This window comes from bacterium SCSIO 12844 (assembly GCA_024397935.1).
In the GTDB taxonomy this organism is placed as follows: Bacteria; Pseudomonadota; Gammaproteobacteria; order Francisellales; family Francisellaceae; genus M0027.
Genome location: CP073743.1, coordinates 2,042,750 through 2,062,438, shown reverse-complemented (window position 1 = coordinate 2,062,438; position 19,689 = coordinate 2,042,750). Strand labels below are relative to the sequence as shown.

Here is a 19,689-nt window from a genome sequence, read left to right as displayed (position 1 = left end):
TTATAAATAATAACTTGTTCTATCTTTAACTTTTGGTTAATAAATTTTATTTCCTTTTTCCTAATGTTTAATTATTGATCTGATGATTATAATAAACTTCATTTTGTCAAGAGGTTGCTTATATATGAATTTAAAATCTGTATTTACATTTTTAATATTGAGTTTGTTATTTTCAAATAATTATGCATCTGCATGGCATAATATTAATATACACAATAGTACAAACCATCAAATTACAATATCTAAAATAGATGATGGGTGTGTACATGAAGTTAAAAGTTTGTCTTTAACGATTCCTGAACACCAAAGCAGAAGTTTTGATATTAAAGATAGTAATAAAGTTACTTTTTTGCCTGGTTCAGGGTGTAATGATCAAGATAAATGGTTGAGATTTAAAGTAACGATGTATGCCGGTGGTCAGAGTACTTCTATTGATGTTGAATGGAAAAGAAGTGGAGGTCAGAGTAACTGGGGAACTAAATTCTCCTCTAATCCTGGCCAATATTTAGCATTAAATACTGCTACTTGTAGTGGACATAACTGTCTAAATCGTACTTATAGAGATGGCAGCGGCAATCAATTTTATAATAATTTAAACGTTGGAATAGCTCCTGGTGGTGCTAGTGAAATAAAGTTAAATAGTCTTCAATTAGGGACAGTAGTAATTACTGATGGTTACGGAGATATTATAGCTAAAGATCCATTTAGGGGTGAAATGATATTAGATAATACTAAAAAATATATTATTTCTTTTTCAAAATCTCAACTGCAGTGCATTATTAACCAAGGTATTATTCAGTGCCCAAGTAGTATTGGATTTAAAAAATGTTATATGGATGGTGGTACAACTCATTGTCCTAAAAAAACACCTCCAGAAATAAAAAGTGGTGGTGTTATCTTGTTTTTTTGTGAACAAAAGGATAAAAACGATACTAGTTGTCCATGGACAATATTATCTCAAGAAAATAATCTTCAGCATGTTGGTATTCATTCTTGGTGATAAAAATATTCAACTACAATGATTAAGATGCTATAGTTCAAATGAACTATTGAAAATAAGCTTTATTGAAATATTTAATAAAAGCAATATTGTTAATTTATATATGATTATTTTGTAATTGATTTCATTGCGTTCTTTTTATATAGTAGACTTATTATAATTTTTATAAGTGGGTGTTGTGCAATGAAATTAGTTATAAGTATTTTAACCTTAGGTTTATGTAATATCAGTGTGCTCTATGCTTCTGCAGATTATAAATTTAAAATTTCCAATCATATGCCATATTCAATAACCATTTCAAAGTCTTATGAAAAATGTCTTTATGATGTTGATGATTTACCAATGACAATTGCAGCTAATTCAGATAAAACATTCAAGTTTGAAGATAAAAATAAATTTGCTACAAATTGTTATAACGGTACAAAAAAATTAGATCTTGATGGCACAGTCGATGTTAATGGTCAAACTCAAAAAATTACGATTAAATGGCGACATACTAAAGATAGTAGTTGGTATACAACCATTAGTGGTGAAAGTAATGTACTAGCTTTAACAAAAGCAACCTGTGATGGAAATAATTGCTTAGATACAAAATCTAAAGGCAATGGTGATATGGATTTGTATGCAGAGATTAATATTAAACCAGGCGCTGAAGATCAATTTATACCAGTTAGCTTAAAGTTAGGTGATATAAAGGTTATGGATGGTTATGGTAAAGTAGTTCCTACAGAAGAAGTTACAGGGCGTGTTACGCTTGATTATACTAAAAAATATATTATTTCATTTTCTAAAACAACAAAAGAATGTAAGGTATTACAAGGTATTGTTAGCTGTCCAAGTTCAATTGGTTTTACAAGGCAGGATGAGAATTTAATTTTTTCTTGTAAGCAAACTGAATCGAATGATACGGCATGCCCATGGGTGACTAAAGAGGGTAGTAACTCTAGTTTTTATGTTAATCCGTATGGTTGATTAAGCAATCATATCACCTTCAAATTGAATATCAGCATGATAAGAAGATCTCACCATAGGTCCACTGGCAACATGTTTAAAACCTAGCTCTTTTGCAATTGATGCATATTCTCTAAATATTTCAGGTGAGACATAGCGTTCAACTGCTATATGATAAATACTTGGTTGTAAGTATTGGCCAATAGTAAGCATATCAATATTATGTTTACGCATATCTTTCATTACTTCAATGATTTCTTCATCAGTTTCACCTAAACCAACCATTAAGCCTGATTTAGTTGGAATTTCTGGGAAAAGGTCTTTAAAGCGTTTAAGTAAATCAAGTGACCATTGATAGTCAGAGCCAGGGCGAGCTGCTTTGTAAAGACGAGGCACAGTTTCTAAGTTATGGTTAAATACATCAGGTGGCATTTTAGATAAGTTTTCTAAGGCTACATCCATGCGACCTCTAAAGTCAGGTGTTAGAATTTCAACTTTAACATTGGGTGTTTTTTCTCTAATTGCTTGAATACATTTAGCAAAGTGTTCTGAACCACCATCACGTAAATCATCACGATCAACCGATGTAACAACAACATAACGTAAGTTCATTTTTGAAATTGCATCGGCTAAATTTTCAGGTTCTTGCTGATCTAAGGCATCAGGGCGTCCATGAGCAACATCACAAAAGCTACAACGACGTGTACATTTATAACCCATAATCATAAAGCTTGCAGTACCCTTATTAAAGCATTCATGTAAATTAGGGCAAGATGCTTCTTCACAAACAGAAGCCAATCGACCTTCGCGTAGAATATCTTTAACACCTGAGACGCCACCAGAACTTGCTTTTGGTAATTGAATTTTTAACCAATCTGGTTTACGAAGGGTTGGTTTTTTAGCTTGGATTTTTACAGGGATACGAGAGAGTTTATCTTTCGCGTATTTATTTTTTTCTTCAACGGTTGTTTTTATGATAGACATGCATCAACTCCCACATTTGCAACTTTAGCTTTGACTGCCTCATTAAATTTTTCACTAAATATTTTTGTATAAACGTTATAAACTTCATTTAATGTAATATCAGCTTTAAACTGTTTAATTTCTGCCATTTGAAGATTTTTATACCCACAAGGGTTGATCAATTTAAAGGGGGATAAATCCATATCAACATTAATGCTTAAGCCATGATAGGTTCGCCCTTGCTTAACACGTAAACCAAGAGAACATACTTTTTGGTCATTGACATAAACCCCCGGTGCATTTTCCTGTAAATGACTTTCAATACCAAATTGCTTTAACATCTCAATGGCTGATTTTTCAATTAGACAGACTAGGTTTTTGATGCCAATTTTGGTGCGTTTTAAATCAATTAAAAAATAAACAACGGCCTGTCCAGGTCCATGATAAGTAACTTGTCCACCACGGTCAGTTTGTACAATTGGAATATCGCCAGTTGATAAAATATGTTTACCTTTGCCATGACGGCCTTGAGTAAATACTTTTTCATGTTCAACTAGCCATAACTGATCTGGTGTCTTATCATCGCGATTACGCGTAAATGATTGCATGTCATGTAATACTGTTTCATAAGGCTTTAAGCCTAATGATTGAACTTGTATTGTTTTAGTTAGCTGATTCATTATAAAACCATATGTACATCATCTTTTTTAGAGAAAAGGGTATAAAGTGTATCTAGTTGATCTTTGCTTGTAGCAGTAAAAATAGCAGTAATAGAAATATATTTGCCATTTTTACTTTCTTTAACTGATAAATCTATCGACTTATTATCTTCTACATGATCATGTAATGTTTTCATAACAAATTCTTCTATACCTTTATTAGGATTGCAGAGAATTTTGATTGGGAAACGGCAAGGAAATTCTAGCAATGTATCGGTAGTATTTTCTTTGCCATTTTCACTACTGTTATCAGCTCCATTGTGGTTTTTATTATCTTCTGTCATTTTAAAACACCAGTGTTATTTATGATTATATCTATAATGTATTTATTGATGATCTAAATGGTACTGTAAATTACTTTGAAATACCAGTATTGTGGATATTTTCTTAATTTGTAGTTGCTATGTGTAATAAGCGTAGTAAATTAGTAAGCATTAACGGATCAATTTAAAGGATTTTAGTCAATGATTTGGAAATCAAAACTAGTCAAACTATTTATTGTTGTAATAATCTTAAATCTACCTATTTCAGTATTAGCAGCTTATTGGCAACCGGTTCAAGAGTCACCAGAGCGATTTCATCCAATTGAAAGTAATTATGGTATGGTTGCAACTCAAGAATCTATAGCAACTGATGTTGGAGCAAAGATTCTCAATAAAGGTGGAAATGCCGTTGATGCTGCAGTAGCAGTTGGTTTTGCATTAGCTGTTACAATGCCAAAAGCAGGTAATCTTGGTGGTGGTGGCTTTATGTTAATTTGGTTAAATGATAAGAAAAAAGCCATTGCGATTAACTACCGTGAAAAAGCGCCAATGGCAGCTACAAAAGATATGTTTTTAGATAAAAATGGTAATGTTGATGAAGACTTAATCTCTGGAACTTATAAAGCAAGTGGTGTGCCTGGTACAGTTAAAGGCTTAATATTAGCTGAGAAAAAATACGGTAAGTTATCATTAAAAGAGGTCATTCAACCGGCAATTGATTTGGCAGAGAATGGTTTTGAAGTTTCTTATCCAATGGCAGAATCATTAAGTGATGCAAAAGACTGGCTATTTGGACATCCAGAAACACGAAAGATTTTTCTAAATAAAAATAACCAACCATATAAAGCAGGGCAGTGGTTAGTTCAAAAACAATTAGCTGAAACATTAAAACGTATTAGAGATACCAATGGTGATGATTTTTATACAGGAAAAACGGCTAAAATCTTAGTTAAAGATATGAAAGCCAATGGTGGTTTAATTACACTAGCTGACCTTAAATCATACCATGCTGAAGAGTTAGAACCAGTTAAAGGTACTTATAAAGGTTATAAGATTTATTCTATGCCTCCGCCAAGTTCAGGTGGTGTTACTTTAATTGAGTTATTAAACATTTTGGAAGGGTTTGATTTAGAAAAGTTTGGTTTAAATAGTGCAGAGAGTATTCATTTAATGACAGAAGCTGAAAGTTATGCCTATAACGATCGTAATAGTGATTTAGGTGATCCAGATTTTGTTCATAATCCAGTTGAGCATTTAGTATCAAAATCATATGCTGATAGCATTAGAAAGCAAATCAATTATGATAAACATGTTCCAAGTAATAAGATTTCAGATGTTAAAGTAATTAATAATGAAAGTAATCAAACAACACAATTTAGTGTCGTTGATCATGACGGTAATATGGTTTCAAATACCTATACCTTAAATTACTCTTATGGAAATGGTATTATTGTTAAGGACTTAGGATTTTTCTTAAATAATGAGATGGATGACTTTACTGCTAAAGTTGGCGTAGCCAATTCATTTGGACTAGTTCAAGGAAAAGCAAATAGTATAGAGCCAGGAAAGCGCCCTTTAAGCTCGATGACACCGACAATTATAATTACTAAAGATAATCAACCATTTCTAGCGACTGGTTCGCCTGGTGGAAGCCGAATCATTACGACAACCTTACAAGTAATTTTAAATATGATTACGCATCATTTAAATCTTCAAAGCGCTGTAAATACACCAAGAGTTCATAGCCAGCTTTGGCCTGATCAAATTCAGATTGAACAAGGAATAAGCCCAGATACGATTAAAATTTTAGAAAAAATGGGGCATCAGGTAGTATTAGATGCAGCTATGGGCTCAGCAAACTCTGTTTCCTATCAAGATGATATGTTTTATGGTGCACGAGACCCAAGAAGAGCAGGCGCTTTAGCAGAAGGTGATAATGATTTTAAACATTAATGTATTAAGTTGATTTTAACTATGTCTAGCATATTAGATGAAGTGAATAACCCATTTTGGCAATTTTCATTAAAGCTATATAAAAATAAGCAGATAGAGTCAGCATTAATAAACTTGCAAGAACAATATGATTTAAATATTAATTGTATCTTATTTGCACTATGGTTAGCTTATGTTGATATTCAGCTACAGCCAAATGAATTTCAAGATATTATTAAATCAGTTGAAGTAATGCAATCAAATATAACCAAGGTAATACGCAAAGCTCGTAAAAGTGTCAAACTAAATCAGTCTCAGTATCCAGATATGTTTTATCAAAACTTATTACAGATTGAACTAGAGTCAGAAGCGTTGCAGCAACAAAAATTATATCAATTGGCAAGTAAGTTTAAACAGACTGAAATAAAAATTAATTCTTTATTAGCTAAACAGTATTTAAAATGGTTATTTAATATCAATAATATTAATTATTATGATAATCTAATTGAGCGTTTAATTAATTTGGCAATATAATTGAGTTTTTGTAGAAATGCGATTTATCGCGTTTACGTTAGATTTGTGCTTTTTTAGATAGGCGAAATTTTTTTGGTTTAAACTTTTTAATTAAACCACCCATATTACTAAATACAATGGATGCTAAAATTAATACCATACCAATAATTTGTAACCAGCCAATCGCTTCATGCAAGAATAAAACAGATAATATAATTGCAAATATTGGCATTAATGCAGTCATAATACCAGCTGTTGCGCCATCAATATATTGACAACCTTTAGCCCAGCCAATATAAAATAAACCAGATGCCAAGCCAACTAATAACAGTAATGATAAATCTAACCCACTAATATGCGTTGGAATAGTCGATGGGAAAAGAAAAACAAATGGCAGCATAAATAAAGCATTAATTGCATTAATAATACTAGAAAGTAATAATACAGGTAAGCGAATATTACGTATTTTGCTTAGGACATAGTAAAGTGATTCTGGAATGATGGCAATGACAATTAACATATCACCAAAAAACCCATCTAAAGAGCCATTAATATTAATTTTAGAGCCGTTGATAACAAATAAACCAACGGTTGCAAATACAATACAGATTAGCTTATAGCGTGTAAGTATTTGTTTTAAAATAAAAATAGATAAAAAAGCAACCATTGCAGGAATAGCACTTGTTATAATGGCAGCATTATTAGCGGATGTATAACGCATACCTAGTAGTAATAATAAATTAAAAAATGCACCTGCACAAAGTGCTTGAAAAATTAATAAAACCCAATCACTTCGTTTAAGTGCTGATAATTTAACATGTTCTGGTCGATTTTTCTTACCTACAAAAAGCCATGCGATAAATAAAATAACCGCAGCAATTAGAAAACGTGTTTCCATTAAGAAAAAGACATTTAAATCAGAGACTAAATGTTTAGAGCCAACGACATTTACACTCGCTGAAAATTGGCACAGAATAATCATTAAATAACCGAACAAAGTCCCCATAATACCTGCTCATCGTTTAGTTGTTTACTGTTATAATTATAGTTCAGATGATAATCATATATTATTTTTTGTGAATGTCAAAAGTATTTTTATTTTTCATAGAGATTTTATAATATATAAATTATTAAATTTATAAATAAAATTACAGAAATAAATATTTTATTGTCTATCTATACTTGTAGAGCTGTTATTACCTAGTATTTGCATTTCGATTGTGACACCTTTGGCATCTGATGACTTCTGATAAAAAGGATTAGATACTACAGTTTGTTCTTTTTTCTCAGTGAAGTCGACAGCAGGTAGTGTTATGTTACAAAATACTGCTTTATGATCACTAATTGGCTTGCCAGTACTATCAGTTGGTGTAAAAACAGTAGGTTTATCTTTTTTGAGTGCTTTTTCTTCAGTACCAATATTATCCAGTGTGCCAATATCAAGTTGACCTGCTCTTTTTGGTTTTGCTCTAACGGTACCATCTGCATTTGTTTCAACATAAGTAAAGCGATCTAATTGATGAAACTGAAAATCATAAGTCATAGAAAGATAAGTACCATGTTTAGAAATAGGGTCATGTTCTGCAATTATTTGTTGTTCTTTTTTTTCTATATCATCTAAACGTGTAGAGCTGTTATCTAGTAAATCTTGAAATCCTGTCTCAAGTCGTTCATTTAAGTCACCTAAAAAAATAATATCATCAAATTTTTCACCTTTGAAATGATCCATTAATGCCTCTATTTCAGCCTGGCGCTCTTCTGGACTATTAGAGTCAAGGTGGACACTAATTACACCTATTTTTTTATTGCCAATTTGTAATTTTGCATAAAGACCACCTTTATTGATTGATTCGCTTGAACGTTCATGACCAAACTCAAGAATACTTATTTGATCTTTATATTTATTTTTTACAGCGATAACAAGCCCTGTCCTTGCCATATTCGTAATATTATAGATACTAGGTTTCGTTACTACTCTAAAACTAGCGTTATGAATAATAGAGTATTGCTCATTTACATTACTATTACTCTGATTTAGTCGCTTTATTATACGCTCACCAGCATTTTCCCATTTTAGTAATGTTTCTTTTGCTTCTTGAAGACTAAAAATAATTATATCTGGGTCACTTGTTATTTGCCCCTCTAACTGATCCATTGTCTCTGCTGGAGGGTTCTCGTTAGCTAGATTCCATGTCATAGCCGTAAATTTCATATCTTTAGGGTTATCTAATTCGTTATACATTATTTACTCTTCCTTTTACACATATAACCACACAAAAATTAAAAATATTATATATTTGATTATTAATTATTGCAGAAATTTTGCTAAATAATTTTAATTATTTATCACATGAAAAATATGATTTATTTATTTGATTTTAAAGGAATAAATATGTATTGATGATTATTTATGTTTCAGTAGTTATATAGGTGGTTATAAATGCATTAAAATTATACTTCAACTTCTATATTATTTGTTTGATTTTGCGTTGTTGATACATTGTGTATAAAAGTAAATGGGTGTTTAAGTTTAGGGGCATCAAATTCATGATGGTCTAAATCTTTTTCTGGTGCACCACTATTTATAAAGTCTCCTAGTAATTCATCTAAATCAGTCTCTCTTTCTTTCATTTTTTTATCTGTAGTTGTAGCATACTCTGATAAATGACGAGACTCTGTTAATGCTTTAGCAAATTTCATTAGATCACGAAACACAAGTTTTCGATTATTCTCTTTTGCTTTCTCATAAGCCTCTACCATTTGAATTGTTTCAGATTGATCAAAGCCACTTTCATCTAAAATTATTTGCATTTCATTTTTTGTATAAGGTGGCAGGTCAACTTTGATTAAACGTCGCTCAAGTGCTTGAGAGGCTTGTCTTCTACCGCTTAAACTTGCAGGGTTTTGAGTACCAATTACCATAAAACCTGGATTATCAGCCTTTTTACCATCTAAGTCTTCTGATATTGTTAAGTCATTATCATTACAATGTTTTAGTTCTAAGGACTCTAGGTCAGTTGCTATTTTTAAAATATTATCTAATTCATCTTGATTAATTTTTATATGACTTAAGTCAAGTTGCTTTAAATGTCTTAATTTATTTATGTTCTTTAAGTTTAAACTTAAAGATTTGCAGTCATGAATTGTAAGTTTCTCAATATTCGTTGCTCTTTCAAGTATGCGCTCAAGATCATCATTGGTTAATTTTGCACATTCCCTTAAATCTAAAGTTGTTACATTCGATAAGTCATGCAATAATTGATTAAATTGCTTTTTAATCTGATCTAAATCTTTAGATGCAAATGCTAGAAAATCTGCAAAAAAAAGCGTCTTTTTATGTTGTGCTAATTCAGAATTTGGATCAACCCAATAATTACTTTTACCTTGAACAAGTCGGCTAACATTAATAGTACCTGGCGGAGAATCTTTAAATGCTTGACTACTTTGTTCTAATTGAAAGTATAACGAGTGATGATAAAATGCCATGTTTGCAACTCTATATTAATTCATTGTTTAAAATTATTAGATCGACTAAAGAAGTGGGTTATTACAATAACATTTAGTTATAATAAATAAAATAATTAGATATATAAATACTGCTATATAATGAAATACAAATAGTTTGTTCAATGCATATTTTTTGATTAAAAAATCATTATTGTTTGTTATTTAATCATCAATATGTAATATGAGTTATATGTTGTTTATAGCAATCATTATTAGATACATAAGTAGTAACATATAGACATTTTATTTTTCTTTGAAATTGATATAATGGCGGCAATACAAATGCGAATAGGCCACTTGTTTATGGCAGATGAAAAAACTGCATCCAAAAATAAATGTAAGAATAAAAAAAATATAATATTGGTAATTGTCACTGTTATCGTTATTGGTATATTTCTATTTGCCGGTATTTTTATTGAAGTTAGTAATCAGAAAAAAGATTATACAATCAAGCCTGCAAATGAGAAAATGCTTAGTGTTGAAAGTAATCAATTTTTAGAATCATTATCTAAATCAATTCAGCCTGATCAAAAAGTACCATTTTCACAAGCACAGTTTTATTTTAAATCATCTGATTTTAAATCAGCTTATCAAGCATTATTACCTTACGCCCTAGAAGGTAATTCAATCGCACAGTTAGAAATTGGTTTTTTAACAGAGTTTGGTTTAGGCGTTAAGAATAATACCCAAGCTGCAGCATTATGGTATTTTATCGCAGCGAAACCTAACGCTTATAATGAACATGCATTTGCTTGGGGGGTTGATTATTATTTTGGACTTGCAGGTAAAGAACAAGATATGGATAAAGCAGCATTGTGGTTTAGGATGGCAGCGGAGTTAAGTAATGATCGATACTAAATTATCTTGGAAAGATGTTATTGGTAATCAAAAAGAAAGCGCTTACTTTCAGAGTGCTTTGCAATTTAGTTTAAGTGAACGTAAAAAGGGCAAGATTATTTACCCTCAACCTGATAAAGTATTTCAAGCTTTTGAGTTAACAGATTTTGATAATCTTAAAGTAGTCATTTTAGGACAAGATCCTTATCATGGACCAAATCAAGCACATGGTTTGGCTTTTTCAGTTAATGAAGGCATTAGAAAGCCACCGTCATTAATCAATATTTTCAAAGAATTACAAACAGATCTTGGCGTTGAAATTAAAGAGCACGGTGATTTATCCCACTGGGCAAAGCAAGGTGTTTTTTTGTTAAATACGGTATTAACAGTTGAGCATAAAAAAGCGCATTCTCATGCCAATAAAGGATGGGAGACTTTTACTGATGAAGTGATTCGAATCATTAGCGCTCATCATCAACATATTGTCTTTATGCTATGGGGTTCACCAGCACAAAAAAAAGCATCATTAATTGATGCTAAAAAACATTGTATTTTGCGAGCACCACATCCATCTCCTTTATCAGCACATCGTGGCTTTTTAGGTTGTAAACATTTTTCTTTATGCAATGATTATTTAAAAGCTAATCAGATTAATGAGATTAGTTGGTAAGGTTGATCACTGACTTGTATTTTTTTAGCTGATTGATTATAACGATAGAGAATAAAAAATCATTTTTAACTAAAAGGATTATCGTTTGTGGAATTATTGATTTTTATCATTATCATTATCGTTGCTTTTGGGTTTTGTTGTTGGTTTATCTGGCCACGTTATACTTTATGGTGGTTATTACAATACCAAAACTCACAGGAATATGAACCTAATTTTCATCATGTAAATTATATCTCTGGTGACACGCCAAAAATCATCTTAGCTTCCCACTTAAATTTATTTATCGCCGTATTAATCAAAAAAATAACCCAAAGAGAAATTATTATGGCATTTGATTTAATGCTAAAGAGAGGGCGTTGGATTAATAAACTTTTAAAAAAATGTCAGATTAGCCTAATTAGTAATAGTCAAATTAGTAATTGGAATAAGCGAGGTGTGCTAATTGTATCAGAAGATCAATATGAAAAAGTGAAAAATTTTTCCTTACCAATGATACCATTAAGAGTTTGTGGCACTCATCACGTACGTTATGTTAAAGATCGTAATATTAAACGTTGGCTACATTTAAGTTTTTTTGAGCCATTAAGCCATAATTTATCTAAAGTAGAACGTAAAGAGTTATTAGAAACCTATGATATATATGCATGGGAACACTATATATCGCTGATGCCTACATTGCCTGAACTGTGGATTAACCAGATGAAAGCACGCGCTAAAAAGCTAGTTGTTGCTGACTCTACAGGCGTGGAACTAAGCGGTCAGAAAATGTTAGTTGCAGGTTTAACCATGTCAAAATTTGTTGAGCCTTATATGCGTGAACAAGAAAGAATTGGTATTTGTCTACCACCAAGTGCAGGTGGCTCTCTTGCAATTGTCAGTGTGCTGTTAAATGGTAAAACAATGGTAAATTTAAATTATACCGCTTCACCTGTCGCCTTAAATGCAGCTATAGAAGAAGCAGGCATTAAAACGATTTTAACTTCTGGACGTTTTATTGAACAATTAAAGGAAAAAGGCTTTTATTTAGAAGAAGTATTTAATCAATGTCGTATAGTTTTACTAGAAGATGTTAAAGCACAAATTGATAAACTATCCTTATTAATTAATTTATTAAGAGTTAAACTCTTTTCCTCTGAGCATTTAATTCGTAAGTTTGTTAAAAAAGTTTCTATTGATCATGCTGCTGTAATTTTATTTAGTAGTGGTAGTGAAGGTTTGCCTAAAGGCGTTGAGTTAACTCAGAAAAACATCATTGGTAATATTAAGCAGTCAATGGTTTTATTAGAACCTACAAGTGAGGACTCAGTAGTTAGTATTTTACCAACTTTTCATGCATTTGGTTTAACTGCAACAACGCTTTTACCTTTAGTTGAGGGTATTTTTATGGTTTGTCATCCTGATCCAACTGATGGTGAGATGGTTGCCCAATTAATTGAAAAATACAAGTTAACGATGATTTGTGGTACCTCAACATTTTTTAGATTGTATTCTCGTTGTCGCCAAATTGATCCAAAGCAATTTGAGAGTTTACGCTTTGTTGTTGCCGGTGCTGAGAAATTACAAAGCGAGGTAAGAGAAATGTTTGAAAAACGTTTTTCTAAAACAATTTATGAAGGTTATGGTGCAACTGAGTTATCACCTGTTGCATCATGTAATCAAGTGAATACAGAAGCAGAAGATCGAAATTTAGTTGGCTCAGTTGGTAGAAGTGCACCAGGTGCACGCTTTATGATTATTGATCCTGACACGCACCAAGAATTACCTCAAGGTGAAGCAGGTATGATTACAATGGGGGGAGTTAATGTTATGAAAGGCTATCTAAATAACCCTCAAAAAACCAAAGAAGTTATTTTTATTCGTGATCGAATTCGTTGGTATATGACAGGTGATAAAGGCTATTTAGATGATAAAGGTAATTTATTTATAGCAGATAGATATTCTAGGTTTGCAAAATTAGCAGGTGAGATGGTTTCCTTAATGGCAGTTGAAGATGCTATGAAGGAATTATTTGGGTATAACGAAGACTATGAATTTTTAGCAGTTGCAACGCCAGATATTAAAAAAGGTGAAAAAATATCATTACTGTATAATTTTGAAATATCTCCTGAGGGTATTAAATCAAAAGTAGATGCTTCTAACATGAATAATTTATTAAAACCAAGAGAGTATTATTATATTGATGAAATTCCTAAACTGGGTTCAGGAAAATGTGATTATGGTAAAGCAAAGCAAATTGTGCTTGAAAAATTAAATCATTCACAAACCTAGGTCAATATAGATGATTTTAAGTGTTTTAATTTTTATATCGATGATTTTAGCAGTTATAGGAAACTATCGTAATCGTTATATGCTTTACCTATTTAAACCTGCAACAATCGTTATAATTATTGTCTATATATTAACTGCAAAAGTTCACAGTCAGTGGTATGCTGATTTAATCGTTATTGGGCTTATTTTTTCTTTGATCGGTGATGTCTTTTTGATGTTGCCACAAGATCGTTTTGTTTTTGGTTTAGCTGCATTTTTAATGGCACATTTAGTTTATATACTCGCTTTGTACTTTCATATTTATGCTTTTGAATATTGGCTATTAATCCCTCTAGTGATATATGGGTTAGCTATATTTTACTATTTATATCCAAAATTGGATGAATTTAAACTCCCTGTAATGATTTATATTTGTGTTATTCTTGTGATGATTTGGTTTGCCTGTGTTTGGTGGCTTAATGGTGGACCGTGGTTTATCTTTATTGGAGTGATATTGTTTGGGTTATCTGATACAGTTTTAGCAATTGATAAATTTCGATTTTCATTTAAACAAGCGCAAGCGATTATTTTACTAACTTATTTTATTGCACAATATTGTATTGCAAGTTCAACAATGACTTAGATTAAACTTGTTCTAATAATTTTTCTAATGCCTGTGCACGATGACTTATTTTATTTTTAACATCTGAAGTTAATTCTGCAGCACTCATTAAGTGTGTAGGTACATAAAATATTGGGTCATAACCAAAGCCACCATTGCCTTGTGCTTGAGTAAGAATTTTTCCATACCAGTGACCTTGAGTAATAATTGGATCTGGATCTTTTTGGTGTTTCATTAAAACTAAAGAACAATGAAAGTAAGCTTGACGGTTAAGGCCTTCTACGCCTTCTAATTCACTTAGTACACGTTTAATATTCTTTTGGCTATTACCATGTTCGCCACTATAACGAGCTGAATAAATGCCAGGGGCACCATGTAGGTATTTAATTACAAGTCCTGAATCATCAGCTAAGACAGGTAGGTTGGTATACTGCGAACAGTGGCGTGCTTTTAAAATAGCATTTTCAACAAAAGTTAACCCTGTTTCTTCTGCATCAGGAACATTAAATTCACGCTGTGATATGACATTAATATTTAAAGGCTTAAATAATTGGTTAATTTCTTTAATTTTTCCTTGGTTTGAAGATGCAAATACAATTTTCAGCATAAACATTTGCCTTTATTAATTTTTATATAGATAAGCTAGCTAATTAGCTATATACATTAGAGGAATTTTTAGCTGATATCAAGTAGCCTTAAAGAATAACAGCTATTCCCGCTTAATTTTTCATTTAATTATTAATTCCATTAGCATTCTCATTGACAATACTTACCGCTACAGCATATGCACCGTATATTAGATTTTTATGTCTCATTAATAAATAACCGGGTATAGTTAAAAACACGATGTTCATGGCAAAATATAATTAACCAGTGTCGATGATCAATTGGGCTTTAACTTTTCCTGATAGGTGTAAATATAGCGCTTCCCAACTATTAATCTGTGCTATAAAAAAAGCACTTCTTATTCTGTCCCATAAACGACTTCTTGTCTCTAATTTTTTTAATGCCGACTTAAATAATGGACAGCATAGTTCTTGAATTTGATCTACCAAAAATGCCAATAGCATCAAAAAGCCAAATACTGTACATAAGTTGTTTGCTCCATGACCAAAATTGTGTTCAAAATTATACCCTTGATTTTTTAATGTATTAAATGTCTCATTTTCAATTTTCCAGCGTGCACGTGCTCCTGTCATTATTTTAAATACATTGTTTGAATTAAGATCAAGGTCTGTCACCCAAGTAAAATGCTGTACTTTACCTTTTTTATTTGTCTGTTTATAAGACAAAAAGTTAACCTTAATATCACTTCTAGTTTCATTTAATTCAGCTTGATTAACCCACTCAAATTCATGTTTAACACCCTCTAGTGACATCGACAAAAACTCGGATTTACTTGCTTTAACCCAGTCAAAAAGCCAGGTATGATCACTTGGTTTTACTCCTAGAATATAATGAATATTATGTTTGTTTAGGTCATCAATATGAGGGCCATTGGCATATAAGGCATCTTCAACAAAAATCATTGCTAAGTGCGGGTGTTCTTGGCGAAGACGTTTAATTAAACGTTTGGCTGCATTTCGCTCACAATCATTTTTCTTTGTTCCATCACTTTTAATAATTGGCTCAGGCGCTAATGGAATCACTTGCTTTATATCAGGATGTACAATCGAAGCACACAACATTTGATGATAATAAGTTTTTGTTCCATTACGGTGATGTTTTACACAGCAATTATCACAATGCACTTCATGTGATGAAAACATCCCTGTGCCGTCACTGGAAATCAAATAATAATCATTATAAAAACAATATTGCTCTAGAACTTTACCTCTTTGTAGATTGCTTAGTAATGCATTAAATGACTGACGTAATTGAAGATAATCAATTTCATCTAAACGTTCACGTAAATATGTATCACATGGCACTTTTTCAACTTTATATAATGAGCTAATATTATTTTTAACCAAACTGCCCTCTGATCGCATATCTTTATCAAATTTAAGTAATGAAGGATACTTCATTCCAAATACTGCCATGCCACACATCAAACAATCAACAAGTGAGTAAATGCTGGATGACTTCCTATCAGTAGCTTTTGCAAAGCTATTTCTTAATGTGTGTAATAAACCTGGTATAGATAGATGTTTTTTAAATTGATTGTTCATTGTAAAATAACTAGGTTACGAAAAATAAATATATGATCGGTCTAAAAGTCTTTATTTGCAACCCGTGTCATTAATAGCGGGAATTGCTGAAAGAATAATTATTCATTTTAAAGCTCCATAGTGAGTTCACAGTCTTTATACATTCTTTATTATTAATTTATGACCTTTTTACTGCTGTTATACATAAATAATGATTATCATGTTTTTATGTACTGTTGTAAGTGTATAGAGGTTTATTTATGAAGCATAAAGATATTCAGTTAAAATTTAATAGGCTACTACAATGTATAGAATACCTTTCAAAGATGGATATATCTAAACAATATGCAGAGCTTATGCGTATAAGGTATTTAAAATATGAAAGTTCTGATGACTTAAGTATAAAAGAAAAATTTATTAATTCTGAAGAAGTTAATGATTTTCTAGATATTTTTAAGAAATTTCAGCCAATTAATACTCCAGTAGATGATGTACGTCTTAAATCAAAAAAAGAAGAAGAGAAGGAAGAAGAGGAAGATGATGCTGAGCTAAAAGGAGTATTCGAGTCTAATTTTGGCTTGATAAATGCTGAAATAAAGATCAATTGGCAGGATGAAGGCACAAAAATTAAAGAGTGGAGCAAGGCTAAAAAATATTTTAGAGAGAATTCTGGAGAATTTAAATTAAAGCATGAAAGAGGCTCTAGTAAAGTAAACCCTAAAAATAAAGATAATCATAAGTCACATTCTTTTTTAAATATCGAAGGTAAAATTTTAGCGGTTAATACTAAAGCTCTTGGCTCTGGAGGTAATGGTCAAGTTACTTTAGCTGAAGATGAAGATGGTAAACTATATGCTATTAAAAGACTAAAAAATTATAAGTTTGCAAATGAAGAGGCACAAACATCAAAAAATTTAGGCGCTTCAATTGGTGATCATAAAAGAAAAGATAGTAATAAACATTATATTGCTTATGAATATTTAGGAGAATCATTAAAAAGTTATTTAAAAAGAGAAAAAGATAACTTATCAGAAATTCAGCAACTTGATTTAGCTATTCAGCTTTTTAAATTAATAGATAAAATGCATTCAGGTAGGGCTTCTAAAACAGGTGAAAAAATAGCTCACTTAGATATTAAGCCTGATAATATTGTTATTGATAAAAATGGAAATTTACATTTAGTAGACTATGGACTTAGTAAAAATCTAGACAGTAAAGGTTCTGTTGGGGGTACTCCTGCATTTTTGCCTTCTAATCACAGAAGTGAAACACGAGAGCATTTAGATATATATGCTGCTTTAAGAGTGTTGGGTTTTGTAAAAACAAATGTAGCTATATGGACTAAGGAAGATTGTGGACTTACTTATCAGTTTCAAATGGTAAGTAAGAATCGCCAAGATCTTAACAAACAAGTTTGGATTTTTAATGATAAATTAATAGATAATAATAGTAAAATTAACAATTTAATAAAAATTGCAAGCCAGAAAACTCTCAATAAAAATATTACTGCGAAGCAAGTAAATGAACAGCTTAAAGAAATAAAAAGTGAATTGGAAAAAGAGCTTATTGGAGAGTATCAACTTAAAAAATTGTCACACGCTGTAGAATATAAATTTAAAAAATTACAACAAAGCGTAGCACGTGAATATATAGAATCAGCTGGTTTAGATGTAGAAGAAAATTTTCCTAAAATAAAAGATCACCTTAATCAGTTTAATGTAATTTGTAATATTTTACAGATTGATAAAGGTGAACCTAAAATTAATCATGGTCGCCTTAAGAAAGTAATAGATAATATTGAAAAAATTGATAGTACTATAAAAAAGTTAAATATCAAAGGGGTGGATTTTAGTTTTTATCTACCGTCTGTAATAGATAATATTGAAAATTTCATTAATGTGGTAGATTTTCTATATACTAAAAATTTAGATATAAATAAATACCTTCCAAAAGCACTTGATAATTTTGAACAATTTCAGACTACTATTGGAAATTTAGATAAATGTTTTGGAGTAGCACTTTTTCCTCGATATGGTGAGTTTTTAGATAGAGTTGAAGAAAAAGAGATGGTTAACTTTAATAAAGCATGTCAGATAATAACTGATGCTCAATTGTCCCTTCATGGTAGGATTTTGTTTGATGGGCATGTATGCAGTAATATTATTGAGGGCTATGAAAAATTAAAACAATTAGATATAAGCTCAAATAAATGTGTAGAAGTATTAGTAAGACATGCTGATAGATGTAATCTAAATTATTTAGAAAAACTACATCAATTATATAAGACAATTGAAAATGATAATTTCCCTGTTAAAGGTTTGATGGGGGGAAATAAAATTAAGACTACAAGTAGTGAAAAAACTGTTCCTGAAGGTATTAGTATTATATGGAATAAATTAGCTGATAAATCAGGCGTTTTTAAAGCTGATGTAATTGCAAATGCATCTCAAATTTTAAGAGAGTGTCGTAGTGAAGCAGAAAAAAGACAAGGCTCTAGTAATGCATTAGTAATATTTATGGATATTAGAGACCCTAATACGAAGCAAGCTTATCGAGATATTGCATGTGATTTAGCGCATAGCTAAATTTATTAAACTTGCTAGCTTGAGATTAAAATAATTAGCATTAAACCAATAAACACGATAGCATAAATAAAATGCATAATATTTGGTTTGAAATCAATGTCATTACCTAAAATTAATAAAATTACCCCGATCGCACAAAGTAAATTATTTAATATTGAATCAGTTGATTTAACATTTTCTAATGGTAGTCAGCGTGTTTATGAACGACTAAGCCCTCACCATCACCGCTCAGTGATGGTTATTCCAATGCTTGATGAAGAAACCTTGCTGTTGGTTAGGGAGTATAGTGTTGGTATTGAAGACTACACAATTAGTTTTCCTAAAGGCCTTGTTGAAGCAGAAGAAACTTTATTTGAAGGTGCTAATCGTGAAATGATGGAAGAAGTAGGTAAGGGAGCTAAAAACTTTGAATTTTTAACCTCTATGATGCTTTCACCTAATTATATGCGCCATAGTATTGATATTGTTATTGCAACAGATTTGTATGATCAACAGTTAGAAGGTGATGAGCCTGAAGCATTAGAAGTTATTGAATGGAAATTAAAAGATATAGATCAGTTATTAGCGCAACCTGATTTAATGGAAGCCAGAAGCATAGCAGTTGCTTTGATGATGTGGAAACGCTGGGTTAGTAAAGATAGACCATAGTAAAAGATATTGTTTATCTTACTGGTATCTATGCCTAATAAGTCTTAAACTTAATGCATGTTAACCTAATTTGAAAAAGTTT

At 31.1% G+C, this 19,689-nt stretch carries 18 protein-coding genes; 10 read left to right on the top strand and 8 right to left on the bottom strand.

Annotated elements, in window-relative coordinates; all coding sequences use genetic code 11:
• Positions 1-124: 124 nt before the first annotated feature.
• A complete protein-coding gene (locus KFE69_09225; protein ID UTW41685.1) occupies positions 125-1,000 on the top strand; it encodes a hypothetical protein in 876 nt (291 codons plus the stop codon).
• 183 nt (positions 1,001-1,183) lie between these two features.
• On the top strand, positions 1,184-1,972 hold the full coding sequence (locus KFE69_09220) for a hypothetical protein (protein ID UTW41684.1): 789 nt from the start codon (positions 1,184-1,186) through the stop codon (positions 1,970-1,972).
• Here the strand turns inward: KFE69_09220 and lipA are convergent, their stop codons facing one another.
• Genes lipA through KFE69_09205 form a run of 3 tightly spaced genes read right to left on the bottom strand, consistent with a single transcriptional unit; the run spans position 1,973 to position 3,917 of the window.
• The gene (gene lipA / locus KFE69_09215; protein UTW41683.1) at positions 1,973-2,935 is read right to left on the bottom strand and encodes a lipoyl synthase; all 963 of its coding nucleotides are present in this window, start codon (positions 2,933-2,935) and stop codon (positions 1,973-1,975) included.
• A complete protein-coding gene (gene lipB / locus KFE69_09210) occupies positions 2,923-3,594 on the bottom strand; it encodes a lipoyl(octanoyl) transferase LipB (GenBank protein ID UTW41682.1) in 672 nt (223 codons plus the stop codon). The genes lipA and lipB overlap by 13 nt, the downstream gene beginning before the upstream one ends.
• Entirely contained in the window at positions 3,594-3,917 is a 324-nt protein-coding gene (locus tag KFE69_09205) for a DUF493 domain-containing protein (protein UTW41681.1), read from the bottom strand. The genes lipB and KFE69_09205 overlap by 1 nt, the downstream gene beginning before the upstream one ends.
• A 180-nt stretch (positions 3,918-4,097) precedes the next feature.
• On the opposite strand from KFE69_09205, the gene ggt reads away from it, so the two are divergent.
• Positions 4,098-5,849, top strand: coding sequence for a gamma-glutamyltransferase (gene ggt / locus KFE69_09200; protein UTW41680.1), 1,752 nt, complete (start codon positions 4,098-4,100; stop codon positions 5,847-5,849).
• 21 nt (positions 5,850-5,870) lie between these two features.
• Positions 5,871-6,362 (top strand): TIGR02444 family protein, encoded by a 492-nt coding sequence (locus tag KFE69_09195; GenBank protein UTW41679.1) that lies wholly within the window; start codon positions 5,871-5,873, stop codon positions 6,360-6,362.
• A gap of 37 nt (positions 6,363-6,399) precedes the next feature.
• Here KFE69_09195 and KFE69_09190 read toward each other — a convergent pair whose 3' ends face one another.
• The 3 genes from KFE69_09190 to KFE69_09180 form a co-directional block, all read right to left on the bottom strand.
• Positions 6,400-7,347, bottom strand: coding sequence for a DMT family transporter (locus KFE69_09190; GenBank protein UTW41678.1), 948 nt, complete (start codon positions 7,345-7,347; stop codon positions 6,400-6,402).
• Between the two features lie 159 nt (positions 7,348-7,506).
• Complete coding sequence (locus KFE69_09185; GenBank protein ID UTW41677.1) at positions 7,507-8,583, bottom strand: hypothetical protein; 1,077 nt, start codon at positions 8,581-8,583, stop codon at positions 7,507-7,509.
• Positions 8,584-8,792: 209 nt separating this feature from the next.
• Positions 8,793-9,827: a hypothetical protein gene (locus KFE69_09180; protein UTW41676.1), complete on the bottom strand. Its 1,035-nt coding sequence runs from the start codon at positions 9,825-9,827 to the stop codon at positions 8,793-8,795.
• Positions 9,828-10,364: 537 nt separating this feature from the next.
• Between KFE69_09180 and KFE69_09175 the strand changes: the two genes are divergently transcribed.
• From KFE69_09175 to KFE69_09160, 4 genes are all read left to right on the top strand, one after another.
• Positions 10,365-10,706 (top strand): sel1 repeat family protein, encoded by a 342-nt coding sequence (locus tag KFE69_09175; protein ID UTW44048.1) that lies wholly within the window; start codon positions 10,365-10,367, stop codon positions 10,704-10,706.
• Positions 10,693-11,355 (top strand): uracil-DNA glycosylase, encoded by a 663-nt coding sequence (gene ung, locus KFE69_09170; GenBank protein ID UTW41675.1) that lies wholly within the window; start codon positions 10,693-10,695, stop codon positions 11,353-11,355. The genes KFE69_09175 and ung overlap by 14 nt, the downstream gene beginning before the upstream one ends.
• Before the next feature lie 87 nt (positions 11,356-11,442).
• A complete protein-coding gene (locus KFE69_09165; GenBank protein UTW41674.1) occupies positions 11,443-13,623 on the top strand; it encodes an AMP-binding protein in 2,181 nt (726 codons plus the stop codon).
• A 10-nt stretch (positions 13,624-13,633) separates the two neighbouring features.
• Positions 13,634-14,245: a lysoplasmalogenase gene (locus KFE69_09160; GenBank protein UTW41673.1), complete on the top strand. Its 612-nt coding sequence runs from the start codon at positions 13,634-13,636 to the stop codon at positions 14,243-14,245.
• A 1-nt stretch (position 14,246) separates the two neighbouring features.
• Here KFE69_09160 and rdgB read toward each other — a convergent pair whose 3' ends face one another.
• Together rdgB and KFE69_09150 are read right to left on the bottom strand one after the other, a co-directional pair.
• A complete protein-coding gene (gene rdgB, locus KFE69_09155) occupies positions 14,247-14,831 on the bottom strand; it encodes an RdgB/HAM1 family non-canonical purine NTP pyrophosphatase (GenBank protein UTW41672.1) in 585 nt (194 codons plus the stop codon).
• A gap of 259 nt (positions 14,832-15,090) precedes the next feature.
• Positions 15,091-16,395, bottom strand: coding sequence for a transposase (locus KFE69_09150; GenBank protein UTW41671.1), 1,305 nt, complete (start codon positions 16,393-16,395; stop codon positions 15,091-15,093).
• Between the two features lie 239 nt (positions 16,396-16,634).
• Here KFE69_09150 and KFE69_09145 point away from each other — a divergent pair, with 239 nt between their 5' ends.
• Both KFE69_09145 and nudE read left to right on the top strand, forming a co-directional pair.
• The gene (locus KFE69_09145; protein UTW41670.1) at positions 16,635-18,959 is read left to right on the top strand and encodes a hypothetical protein; all 2,325 of its coding nucleotides are present in this window, start codon (positions 16,635-16,637) and stop codon (positions 18,957-18,959) included.
• Positions 18,960-19,055: 96 nt separating this feature from the next.
• Positions 19,056-19,607 carry an ADP compounds hydrolase NudE gene (gene nudE, locus KFE69_09140; GenBank protein ID UTW41669.1) on the top strand — a complete coding sequence of 184 codons (552 nt, stop codon included), beginning with the start codon at positions 19,056-19,058 and terminating at the stop codon, positions 19,605-19,607.
• Positions 19,608-19,689 lie beyond the last annotated feature (82 nt).

What these genes read in the sequence shown, in the direction of transcription:
- KFE69_09225 (UTW41685.1), top strand. Translation starts at nt 125, where the DNA reads ATGAATTTAAAATCTGTATTTACATTTTTAATATTGAGTTTGTTATTT.
- KFE69_09220 (UTW41684.1), top strand. Translation starts at nt 1,184, where the DNA reads ATGAAATTAGTTATAAGTATTTTAACCTTAGGTTTATGTAATATCAGT.
- lipA (UTW41683.1), bottom strand. Translation starts at nt 2,935, where the DNA reads ATGTCTATCATAAAAACAACCGTTGAAGAAAAAAATAAATACGCGAAA.
- lipB (UTW41682.1), bottom strand. Translation starts at nt 3,594, where the DNA reads ATGAATCAGCTAACTAAAACAATACAAGTTCAATCATTAGGCTTAAAG.
- KFE69_09205 (UTW41681.1), bottom strand. Translation starts at nt 3,917, where the DNA reads ATGACAGAAGATAATAAAAACCACAATGGAGCTGATAACAGTAGTGAA.
- ggt (UTW41680.1), top strand. Translation starts at nt 4,098, where the DNA reads ATGATTTGGAAATCAAAACTAGTCAAACTATTTATTGTTGTAATAATC.
- KFE69_09195 (UTW41679.1), top strand. Translation starts at nt 5,871, where the DNA reads ATGTCTAGCATATTAGATGAAGTGAATAACCCATTTTGGCAATTTTCA.
- KFE69_09190 (UTW41678.1), bottom strand. Translation starts at nt 7,347, where the DNA reads ATGGGGACTTTGTTCGGTTATTTAATGATTATTCTGTGCCAATTTTCA.
- KFE69_09185 (UTW41677.1), bottom strand. Translation starts at nt 8,583, where the DNA reads ATGTATAACGAATTAGATAACCCTAAAGATATGAAATTTACGGCTATG.
- KFE69_09180 (UTW41676.1), bottom strand. Translation starts at nt 9,827, where the DNA reads ATGGCATTTTATCATCACTCGTTATACTTTCAATTAGAACAAAGTAGT.
- ung (UTW41675.1), top strand. Translation starts at nt 10,693, where the DNA reads ATGATCGATACTAAATTATCTTGGAAAGATGTTATTGGTAATCAAAAA.
- KFE69_09160 (UTW41673.1), top strand. Translation starts at nt 13,634, where the DNA reads ATGATTTTAAGTGTTTTAATTTTTATATCGATGATTTTAGCAGTTATA.
- rdgB (UTW41672.1), bottom strand. Translation starts at nt 14,831, where the DNA reads ATGCTGAAAATTGTATTTGCATCTTCAAACCAAGGAAAAATTAAAGAA.
- KFE69_09150 (UTW41671.1), bottom strand. Translation starts at nt 16,395, where the DNA reads ATGAACAATCAATTTAAAAAACATCTATCTATACCAGGTTTATTACAC.
- KFE69_09145 (UTW41670.1), top strand. Translation starts at nt 16,635, where the DNA reads ATGAAGCATAAAGATATTCAGTTAAAATTTAATAGGCTACTACAATGT.
- nudE (UTW41669.1), top strand. Translation starts at nt 19,056, where the DNA reads ATGTCATTACCTAAAATTAATAAAATTACCCCGATCGCACAAAGTAAA.